Origin of the sequence: Sulfurovum sp. (genome assembly GCF_049668085.1) — a bacterium.
In the GTDB taxonomy this organism is placed as follows: domain Bacteria; phylum Campylobacterota; class Campylobacteria; order Campylobacterales; family Sulfurovaceae; genus Sulfurovum.
Genome location: NZ_JBATIY010000151.1, coordinates 43,010 through 49,768 on the forward strand (window position 1 = coordinate 43,010; position 6,759 = coordinate 49,768).

Consider the following 6,759-nt stretch of genomic DNA (forward strand, 5'->3'; position numbering starts at 1 on the left):
AATAAGCACTTATATGATTAATATTTAATCAATGATATCTTATTTTAATTATCATTAGTGTTTATAATTTGATAAGTAACAATAAAAGGATTATTATCAAAAAATTAACGATCTATCTGTTTATTTTCTTCCTTTTACTACTTTTCTATATGATAGGTTCTACTATTAAAGACTCCTATAAATCACAAGAGCAGCTTGTAAATGAAATACTAAAAAATAAAGCTAAAGCTATTGTCGATCTAGTTGTGGATATGCGGCATTGGAATGCCCAATTCAATGGAGTCTATGCAAAAACAGATATTATAAAACCTAACCCCTATTTAGACCCAGGCTATATAAGATCAGATAAAAATGAAACACTCATATGGATCAATCCGGCATTCATGACCAGACAAATATCTAATATCGCTTCAAAAAGAGATGGTTTTTCACTCAAGATCACCAGTAATAATCTTATTAATCAACATAATGCACCCGATGCTTACGAAAAAAAGCTTTTGGACTATTTTGAATCAAATCCGGACGTACCTTATTATTGGGAAATGAAAGACAATGAATTTAAATTCATGGGGGCTCTGAAAGTCAAGAAAGAGTGTATGAAGTGTCATCAAAAACAAGGATACAAAATTGGAGATATCAGAGGGGGCATAAGTGTCTCATTTGATACAGCAAAAGAGTTTAAACAACTCAAAGAAATTAATGATGATAAAGAGTACGGTATTCTATTTCTAATTATTGCCTCAATTGGAACATTAATGACATTTTTTATCTATCAAAGTATTAAGCGTTCGGATGAAAAAAAGATATCCGATCTTAATCATAACCTTGAGATGAAAGTAAATGAACTAGATGAGTTAAACCAAACTTTACACAATAAAGTAAAACAAGAGGTTAAAAAACAAAGAGAAAAAGAGAATCTTCTGATACAGCAGTCTAAGCAAGCTGCCCTAGGGGAGATGATAGGGAATATTGCACATCAATGGAGGCAACCTATTAGTGCGGTGAGCGCTGTCATGATGAATATTAAATGGACTGCCATTGCAAATGGTGTTGAAAAAAACTTTCTGGATGAACGAATTAACGAAGCCAATGAACAACTGAACTTTATGTCACAAACTATTGATGACTTTAGAAACTTCTTTAAACCCGATAAAGAGAAAGAAAACTTTAACTTAGTCAATGAGGTGCAAAGAGCTTATAGCCTTTTAGAAGCAACACTGCAACATAATAATATTTCACTACAGATCAACACTACTGAGAATTTCATGGCGTATGGCTATCCAAATGAATTTTCACAGGTGATCTTTAACATTATCTCAAATGCAAAAGATGTACTGATCGAAAGAGAAGTTAAGAATCGTGAAATTACAATCAACATCTATAAAGATGAAGGTAAAGTATTTTGTGAAGTGATTGACAACGCTGGTGGTATTGACGAAAAATATTTGGAGAAGATCTTTGAACCGTATTTCACTACAAAAGATGTCAATGGTACAGGTATTGGTCTCTATATCTCAAAAGAGATCATTCATAAACATATGAAAGGGACACTGAATGCGACGAACACATCAGAGGGTGCAAAATTTACAATATCAATCCCTGCAAATAAGGTAATTTAATGGATATGAACAAGCTTGATATACTCAAAAATAAAACCATACTTTTAGTGGAAGATGAAGCAATCATTAGAAATAATATTGCTTCAATGTTAAGATTCTTTTTTAAAGATGTCTATACAGCAATTGATGGCTATGATGGTTTAGAAACTTATGAAAAACATCTTCCAGATATAATTATGACAGATCTTAAAATGCCATTTATGGGTGGGTTTGAACTTTTAGATGAATTGAAAAAAAGATCAAGTAGCAGTTATATGATCGTAGTTTCTGCTCATACTGATACAGAACTTCTTATTAATGCAGTAAATAACGGTATAGACAGATATATCACAAAACCCGTAACTGAACGACAGCTTTTTGATGCTTTTGAAGCCTATATTGATAAAATAGAAAAACAGGATCAAAATTTAAAGATGCTTTTCCCAGGTATTATGTTCGATGTAGACAAAAGAGAACTTTTTATCAAAGAAGAAAGAATTCATTTAAATAACAAAGAGACCCTTTTGCTTAAACTTCTCATGCAAGAGAAGAATAAAACATACACTTATGAGGAGATCGAAAACCAGGTCTGGGGTGAAAAGTCCATGAGTCTAACTTCACTTAGAAGTGTAGTAAGAGATATTAGAAAGAAAACAGGTGAAAAAATTATAAAAAATGTGTCAGGAATTGGTTATAAATTATATTTCAACGAATGATAATAACGTCCGTCAGGGGACATAACCTCCCTCGACTCGAATAATACTTGGCTTCATACAAAAAATGGGATAAATTTGGCAGAGTCAAAGATTGATTAGTCTTGAGTACGCATTTTAGGAGCTTAAAGCCCTATGACTCAGGAGACTCTAAATCAAGTGAGAAACCCATGAACGCCCTATATACGAGTCATAATTTAAACTAAAGTATGTCTCTTAATACCATGGCATAATGAAGAACCACAAGGTTCAAAAAGAAAATCCCCATAGAAGAACCGCGTGAGAAGAACTTCTCAAGCGGTGTTTTCTCTTTGTTCAGTCTTATCATGGATATCGTCATATGGATCACGGTCAATACAATGATCACTCCTACTAGATAGAGTTTTATACGCAATGAGTCTATCACTTCGTTCGAGAGATTTGAAAAGAGTATATCTAGAAGACCATTGTTAGAGATCATGGTATACCCTGTGATAAGAAGGATGATAAGTGCTGCCGTCTCAAAATAGCCATAGATAGGTCCTATACGAGGATATACTGCATCCTGGTCTTCTTTTTTTCTCAGACTCACACCCAGTAAAAACATAAAAAATGCTCCACCAATCCATGCAATAGCTGCAACAAGGTGTAAGTGTATCGCCCAACCCATTACTTGCCTTCTTCTTTGTTATGGTGTCCTAAGGAACAGTACTCTTTTGCATTCTCTGCATCAAGTAAAAAAGGTTCACCCGGTCTAATACGATTCCATTTTTCTGCATTTTGTATAAGATAAACTTTAACGCCCATCTCTAAAAGCTTTAAAAATGTTTTATATCCTAGCTCTTTAACATAAAGTGTGTCAATGTTCAATGTTTTAAAATACTCAAAAAATTCTGGTGATTTTGATGTTTTATGAGGGTTTTCCTGTACGATGATCTGTCCTTCGTCTAAAAAAGCAAAAGAGTGTGCTTTTCTAAAACGACTAGCAATACTCTTTTTATCTTCTTCTACAGGAATAAGTGTCATTAACTATCTAACTTCAAGACAGCCATAAATGCTTCTTGCGGTACTTCCACAGAACCGATGGACTTCATACGTTTCTTACCGGCTTTTTGTTTCTCTAAAAGCTTTCTTTTACGTGTGATATCTCCTCCGTAACATTTCGCCGTCACATTTTTACCCATAGATTTCACGTTAGAACGTGCGATAACATTATTTCCGATACTCGCTTGGATAGCTACTTCAAAAAGTTGTCTTGGTATAAGCTCTTTCAATTGTGCAACAAAAGCAAGTCCACGTGTTCTTGCTTTCTCTTCAGGAACAATGATAGATAAGGAATCTACTACTTCTCCAGCGACTTTAATGTCAAGCTTCACAAGGTTCCCCTCTCTAAAGCCCACAGGTTCATAGTCAAAACTCGCATACCCTTTAGTCATAGACTTCAATTTATCGTAAAAATCCATCACTATCTCATTCATAGGGATGTCATACTCCATAAGTACACGCGTTTCATTAAGGTAATCCATTTTGATCTGAATACCACGACGATCATTGAGTAATTTAATAAGATTCCCTACATACTCTTGCGGGGTTAAAATAGTCGCTTTTACATAGGGTTCATAAATCTTATCTGTTTTTTGTGGTTCAGGAAGCTCACTTGGGTTTTGTATCTCTATTTCATCCCCATTTGTTAGCTTTACTTTATACACAACAGTCGGTGCAGTGGCTATGAGTTCGAGGTTAAATTCACGTTCCAAACGTTCTTTAACCACTTCCATATGAAGCATTCCTAAGAAACCTGTTCTAAAACCAGACCCCAATGCCATAGAACTCTCGGGTTCAAAACTTAAAGAAGAGTCGTTGAGCTTAAGTTTGTTCAGCGCATCACGCAGATCTTCAAACTTATCGGTTTCTATAGGATAAATACCTGCGAATACAAAAGGTTTAGCCGGCTCAAAACCATGGATGATCTCTGCAGTAGGATTTTTAGCATCTGTGATAGTGTCTCCAACTTGCAGACCATCTACAGTTTTAAGCCCCATAACCACGATACCTATCTCACCTGTACGTATCTCATCTGTTTTAATATTTGCTATGGGATTTGGGTACATCATATTAAGCACCTGATGTTCATCTTTAGTTCCCATTACTTTCACTATCTGCCCTTTTTTGATACTTCCTTCAAAAACACGGACTAGTGCCAATGCTCCCATATAGTTGTCAAACCAAGAGTCATAGATGAGTGCTTTGGCTGGTGCATTTTCATCACCTGTTGGTGCAGGAACACGGTCGACTATAGAATCTATGAGGTCTTTAACCCCTACTCCTGTTTTAGCAGAGACAAGGTTATGCTCTGTCGCATCGATTCCTATAGCTTCTTCAAGCTCAGTAAGTACTCTGTCCGGATCAGCTGCCGGTAAGTCTATCTTATTTACAACAGGTAAAAGTTCAAGGTTGTTCTCGATAGCAATATAAACATTGGCTATGGTTTGAGCCTCTACTCCCTGCGCTGCATCTACGATAAGTAACGCACCCTCTGAAGAAGCCAAAGAGCGGCTTACTTCATAAGAGAAATCCACGTGACCTGGAGTGTCTATAAGGTTAAGGATGTAGTGTTCTCCATCTTTCACATAGTCAAGACGCACAGATTGTGCTTTAATGGTAATACCACGCTCTTTTTCAATGTCCATAGTATCCATAACCTGCGCAGACATCTGTCTGTCTGTTACAGCACCACATTCTTGTATGATACGATCAGCCAATGTTGATTTCCCATGATCGATATGTGCGATGATCGAAAAATTACGTATGCGTGATTGAGGTATTGGCTTCGCCATTAAATTCCTTGTGTTCTTACTTAACTAGTTTGTTTCAAATAAAGAGTTGACACTCTCGTTGTTATGTACCCTACGGATAACTTCGCCCAGCATAGTTGCTGTTGAAAGCATTTTGATCTTCTTAGATGGTTTTGTCATTGGAATTGTATTAGCAACAACAAGTTCATCAAGATCACCCTCTTCTATACGTTCATAAGCAGGTCCAGAAAGCACCGGGTGCGTACAACATGCCATTACAGAGGTGGCACCAAGTTTTTTAAGTGCAGATGCAGCTTTAACCATTGTTCCCGCAGTATCTACCATATCATCGATGAGAATAATATCTTTACCTTCTACATCACCAATGATATTCATTACTTCACTCTCGTTGGCTTTTTCACGTCTCTTATCAACTATCACCATGTCTAGACCCAACTTGTTTGCGAAGTATCTTGCTCTTGCCACACCACCTATATCCGGAGAAGCGATAACAGGGTTTGCAAATTTCTTAGCTTTAATGTAGTCCATAAACAAAATAGCTCCATAAAGGTTATCTACAGGGATATCAAAAAACCCTTGTATCTGAGAAGCATGAAGATCCACAGTCACCATCCGTGTGATACCCGCTGTCTCCATAAGGTTAGCTACAAGCTTCGCTGTAATAGGTACTCTTGGTGCAGCTTTTCTGTCTTGTCTTGCATAACCATAATAAGGTACAACAGCCGTAATAGACTTCGCAGAAGAACGCTTCAAGGCATCTGTCATAATAAGCAGTTCCATAAGATTTCCGTTAGCTGGTGCAGAGGTAGGCTGGATGATAAATACATCTTTACCACGTACAGACTCTGCAATTTTTACATTAATTTCACCATCAGAGAAACGGTTAATATTAGCTTTGGAAAGAGGCATTTCCAAATAAGTTGCTATCTCTTCAGAGAGTTCAGGGTTTGATGTTCCAGAAAAAATCATATATCCACTCATGCTTGTACCTTTGTGTCTATTTTGTTACGCGTATTCTACACAAAAGTTGATAAAAAGGTGATTTAAAGCTCCACAGTATTACACTAAGGCAAATACTAATTATTAAAAACTATGGATAGAAATGATACGAAAAGTCTTCAAAAAAAAGCCATCTGGCGACAATAAAATAGATGCATTTTTAGAAAAATACAACTTACCAAAAGCCTATCTCAGTGTAAACAGACGTATGATCACACGAGGCGTGGCTGTTGGACTTTTTTGGGGATTTATCCCTATGCCAATGCAAATGCTAGCCGTTATGGCTACCACACCTTTTTTCCGTTTTAATGTACCTATTGCTATCTCAATGGTTTGGCTAAGTAATCCGATCACCATGCCTCCAATGTACTATATGGAATACCTGACTGGAAACTTTCTTTTAGGACGTGAGGGCATCGAAGATATAGAGTTGACAATGTCATGGTTCACCGAAAATTTTGATGACATACTGGTACCACTCTATGTAGGTACTGCCTTTTACTCCATAGTAGTAACCGGTATCGTTTATGTAGTACTGAACAGACTTTGGGTGAACTCAGTCCATAGTGAAAAAAAAGAGCGTAAAGACAACAGAAAGAAAAAAGCATCAAGAAAAAAATCTAACAACACAGACATTTAACACTTCATTTACAT

At 36.4% G+C, this 6,759-nt stretch carries 7 protein-coding genes; 3 read left to right on the top strand and 4 right to left on the bottom strand.

Annotated elements, in window-relative coordinates:
- The first annotated feature begins 149 nt into the window (after nt 1-149).
- The gene (locus WBM70_RS09465) at nt 150-1,619 is read left to right on the top strand and encodes a c-type heme family protein (protein WP_424558265.1); all 1,470 of its coding nucleotides are present in this window, start codon (nt 150-152) and stop codon (nt 1,617-1,619) included.
- The gene (locus WBM70_RS09470; RefSeq protein ID WP_424558266.1) at nt 1,619-2,314 is read left to right on the top strand and encodes a response regulator transcription factor; all 696 of its coding nucleotides are present in this window, start codon (nt 1,619-1,621) and stop codon (nt 2,312-2,314) included. The genes WBM70_RS09465 and WBM70_RS09470 overlap by 1 nt, the downstream gene beginning before the upstream one ends.
- 199 nt (nt 2,315-2,513) lie before the next feature.
- On the opposite strand, the gene WBM70_RS09475 is transcribed toward WBM70_RS09470, so the two are convergent.
- Genes WBM70_RS09475 through WBM70_RS09490 form a run of 4 tightly spaced genes read right to left on the bottom strand, consistent with a single transcriptional unit; the run spans nt 2,514 to nt 6,087 of the window.
- Complete coding sequence (locus WBM70_RS09475) at nt 2,514-2,960, bottom strand: hypothetical protein (RefSeq protein WP_424558267.1); 447 nt, start codon at nt 2,958-2,960, stop codon at nt 2,514-2,516.
- Entirely contained in the window at nt 2,960-3,316 is a 357-nt protein-coding gene (locus tag WBM70_RS09480; RefSeq protein WP_424558268.1) for a hypothetical protein, read from the bottom strand. Before WBM70_RS09480 ends, WBM70_RS09475 begins: the two co-directional genes overlap by 1 nt.
- Nucleotides 3,316-5,127 (bottom strand): translation elongation factor 4, encoded by a 1,812-nt coding sequence (gene lepA, locus WBM70_RS09485; RefSeq protein WP_424558269.1) that lies wholly within the window; start codon nt 5,125-5,127, stop codon nt 3,316-3,318. The genes WBM70_RS09480 and lepA overlap by 1 nt, the downstream gene beginning before the upstream one ends.
- 24 nt (nt 5,128-5,151) lie before the next feature.
- A complete protein-coding gene (locus tag WBM70_RS09490) occupies nt 5,152-6,087 on the bottom strand; it encodes a ribose-phosphate pyrophosphokinase (RefSeq protein ID WP_424558270.1) in 936 nt (311 codons plus the stop codon).
- 121 nt (nt 6,088-6,208) lie between these two features.
- Here WBM70_RS09490 and WBM70_RS09495 point away from each other — a divergent pair, with 121 nt between their 5' ends.
- On the top strand, nt 6,209-6,745 hold the full coding sequence (locus WBM70_RS09495) for a DUF2062 domain-containing protein (RefSeq protein WP_424558271.1): 537 nt from the start codon (nt 6,209-6,211) through the stop codon (nt 6,743-6,745).
- Nucleotides 6,746-6,759: the final 14 nt, after the last annotated feature.

What these genes read in the sequence shown, in the direction of transcription:
- WBM70_RS09480 (WP_424558268.1), bottom strand. Translation starts at nt 3,316, where the DNA reads ATGACACTTATTCCTGTAGAAGAAGATAAAAAGAGTATTGCTAGTCGT.
- WBM70_RS09495 (WP_424558271.1), top strand. Translation starts at nt 6,209, where the DNA reads ATGATACGAAAAGTCTTCAAAAAAAAGCCATCTGGCGACAATAAAATA.
- WBM70_RS09490 (WP_424558270.1), bottom strand. Translation starts at nt 6,087, where the DNA reads ATGAGTGGATATATGATTTTTTCTGGAACATCAAACCCTGAACTCTCT.
- WBM70_RS09465 (WP_424558265.1), top strand. Translation starts at nt 150, where the DNA reads ATGATAGGTTCTACTATTAAAGACTCCTATAAATCACAAGAGCAGCTT.
- WBM70_RS09470 (WP_424558266.1), top strand. Translation starts at nt 1,619, where the DNA reads ATGGATATGAACAAGCTTGATATACTCAAAAATAAAACCATACTTTTA.
- WBM70_RS09475 (WP_424558267.1), bottom strand. Translation starts at nt 2,960, where the DNA reads ATGGGTTGGGCGATACACTTACACCTTGTTGCAGCTATTGCATGGATT.
- lepA (WP_424558269.1), bottom strand. Translation starts at nt 5,127, where the DNA reads ATGGCGAAGCCAATACCTCAATCACGCATACGTAATTTTTCGATCATC.